The sequence below is a fragment of the Rhodococcus sp. P3_B8 genome, from assembly GCF_056402775.1.
Map to the genome: position 1 here is coordinate 1 of NZ_JBFUGT010000516.1, position 2,848 is coordinate 2,848.

Below are 2,848 nucleotides of genomic sequence, written 5' to 3' on the forward strand. Positions count from 1 at the left end.
AACTCCTAGCGACCAGCCCGCCATCCGCATCACCGCAGGAACGCTCGACGGCGCACAGGAAGGTGAGCTGCCATCCATCATGTTGGCAAACGCGTGCGAGCTGTATCGAGACGCAGGCTTCATCGGTCAGCCGGCGGCCGCTGTCACCAGCCTGGCCTTCGTGATTGCCGGCCTCGCGGTCGTCGCGCGTCGTCCGCACGGAGCGCCGACCGTGACCTACGGCCTGCTTGTCGTCGCGGTCGGCGCCGGGTCGCTCGTTGCGCACGGACCCAACCCGCCGTGGCAGGCCTACGCACACGACATCCCGATCGCGACACTGCTGGCCTTCATCGCCGTCGACGCCGCCTCCGACCGGTTCGGCCGGCGGCTGTCGCCGGTGTGGTGGCTTGCCGTCCCGGTCGTGGTGATCCCCGCGGTGGCGGCCGGCCCGACGGCCTCCACGATCGTGCAGGCAATACTCGCCGCGGTCGCCGTGGGCCTCGGTCTGGAACGCGCCCGCGTCCGTCCGCAGCTGCGGCGCACGACCGTCGTCGCGGCACTGCTTCTCGTGTCCGGCGCGCTGCTCGGCACCATCGGCGACCGGACGTCGATCTGCCGGCCGGGCAGTATCCTGCAGGGCCACGCGCTGTGGCACATTCTCGCCGCCGCTGGATTGTGGCGGCTCGCGCCCACGATCGGGTCCACCGCCGACACGGTCGCGGCACGGCGGTCCCAGGCGGGCTCCAACGGCGACTTCCGTCGACCGACAACGTGACTGCGGGTGCCGCCCCCTTGTGGTTTCGGTGAGCCGAACATTATGATTCGACCGTGAAAACAACGGGCTTCAAGGTGGGTGCGCGACGACGGCCAGTAGCCGGTGCCGCGGCGCTGACAGCGCTGGCCGCGGCATTGATGCTGTCGGGGTGCGGCACGGGCGACGGACCGCAAAGCGACAAACCGGTGGTGTTGACGACGTTCACCGTTCTCGCCGATATCGCCGCGAATGTCGGAGGTGAGCACGTGACGGTCGAGTCGATCACCAAGGCGGGCGCGGAAATCCATGGATACGAGCCCACCCCGGGCGATATCAAGAAGGCAGCCGAGGCCGACCTGATCCTCGACAACGGGATGAACCTGGAGGCGTGGTTCGCCCAGTTCGTCGACGGTGTGGACGTCGGGCACGTGGTCGTCAGCGACGGCGTCGAGCCGATTGCCATCGGCGAGGACGCCTACGCGGGCAAACCGAATCCGCACGCCTGGATGTCACCACTGAACGTGCAGATCTACGTCGACAACATGGTCGCCGCGTTCAGCGAGCTCGATTCCGCGCATGCGGCCGACTATCGCATCAACGGCGACGCGTACAAGGCGCAGTTGCAGAAGGTGCAGGACGAGTTGGTCGCCGAGCTGGGAGCATTGCCGGTTAACGAACGGGCGCTGGTCACGTGCGAGGGAGCGTTCTCGTATCTGGCCCGGGACGCGGGGCTGACCGAGAAGTACATCTGGCCGGTCAACGCCGAACAGCAGGCCACGCCCCAGCAGATCGCTTCGACGATCGAGTTCGTCAAGGACAATCGGGTTCCGGCGGTGTTCTGCGAATCCACGGTGTCGGATGCGCCGATGCAACGCGTCGTCGAAGCCACGGGCGCCGCGTTCGGTGGCACCCTCTACGTCGACTCGCTGTCCGAGGCGGACGGGCCCGTGCCGACGTACCTGGATCTGATCCGGCACGACGCCGACACCCTCACCGCCGCACTGAACGGGCAGCAATCATGACCACCCGGCCGGCCGTCGAGGTGCAGGACGTCACCGTCCACTACGGCGATGTCCTTGCGCTCGACCAGGTCTCACTTGCCCTGCACCCCGGACGCGTCTGTGGCCTCGTCGGCATGAACGGTTCCGGAAAGTCCACGCTGTTCAAGACGATCATGGGCACCGTCAAACCCGACTCCGGCACGGTCCGCATCAACGGCACGGCGCCCGCCGCGGCACGCAAGACCGGTGTGCTGGGCTACGTCCCGCAGAGCGAGGACGTGGACTGGACGTTCCCCCTCTCGGTGCGTGACGTGGTGATGACCGGCCGCTACGGGCACATGGGGCTGACCCGGCGGCCCGGCAGAGCTGACCGCGAGGCCGTCGACCACGCCCTCGAACGCGTCGAACTCACCGAACTGGCGGACCGGCAGATCGGGCAACTGTCCGGCGGCCAGAAGAAACGCACCTTCGTCGCCCGCGGAATCGCACAGGGCGCCACCATCCTTCTCCTCGACGAACCGTTCGCCGGGGTCGACAAACGCTCCGAAGCCACCATCACCGCACTGCTGCGTGAACTCGCCGCCGCGGGCGCGGCGATCCTGGTCTCCACCCATGACCTGCACGCACTGCCCACCCTGGCCGACGAGGCGATCCTGCTGATGCGCACCGTCCTCATGCACGGCGACCCGACGGTCGTACTGCAGCCGGAGAACCTGGCGGCCGCCTTCGGCCTCGACGTCATGACAAGGACCTGAGAAACAAATGGACGTCATCGACTTCTTCGTCGACCCGCTGCGCTACGACTTCATGGTCCGCGCGCTGATCACCACCCTGATCGCCGCCGTGGTGTGCGCGGTGCTGTCGTGCTGGCTGGTTCTGATCGGCTGGTCACTGATGGGTGACGCGGTCTCGCACGCCGTCCTGCCCGGCGTCGTCCTGGCCTACATCGTCGGCGCCCCGTTCGCGATCGGCGCGGTGATCTTCGGGTTCCTTGCCGTGGCACTGATCGGGGTGGTCCGCGACACCAGCCGCGTCAAGGAGGACGCCGCGATCGGCATCGTGTTCTCCACCCTGTTCGCGCTCGGGCTGGTGCTGGTCTCGGTCACCCCGAGCC

4 protein-coding genes are annotated in these 2,848 nt (G+C 67.8%); all 4 read left to right on the forward strand.

From position 1 onward, the window contains the following. The first annotated feature begins 76 nt into the window (after nucleotides 1–76). The gene (locus AC1D1G_RS43855; protein ID WP_477956782.1) at nucleotides 77–754 is read left to right on the forward strand and encodes a hypothetical protein; all 678 of its coding nucleotides are present in this window, start codon (nucleotides 77–79) and stop codon (nucleotides 752–754) included. 74 nt (nucleotides 755–828) lie between these two features. Continuing rightward, nucleotides 829–1,755 (forward strand): metal ABC transporter substrate-binding protein, encoded by a 927-nt coding sequence (locus AC1D1G_RS43860; RefSeq protein ID WP_477956783.1) that lies wholly within the window; start codon nucleotides 829–831, stop codon nucleotides 1,753–1,755. Further along, entirely contained in the window at nucleotides 1,752–2,489 is a 738-nt protein-coding gene (locus tag AC1D1G_RS43865; protein ID WP_283353627.1) for a metal ABC transporter ATP-binding protein, read from the forward strand. The genes AC1D1G_RS43860 and AC1D1G_RS43865 overlap by 4 nt, the downstream gene beginning before the upstream one ends. 7 nt (nucleotides 2,490–2,496) lie before the next feature. Then, a partial coding sequence (locus AC1D1G_RS43870) for a metal ABC transporter permease (RefSeq protein ID WP_477956781.1) occupies nucleotides 2,497–2,848 on the forward strand: 352 nt, incomplete at its 3' end.

Bases quoted from the DNA above. Each gene is read 5' to 3' on its own strand.
- AC1D1G_RS43865 (WP_283353627.1), top strand. From the start codon at position 1,752: ATGACCACCCGGCCGGCCGTCGAGGTGCAGGACGTCACCGTCCACTAC.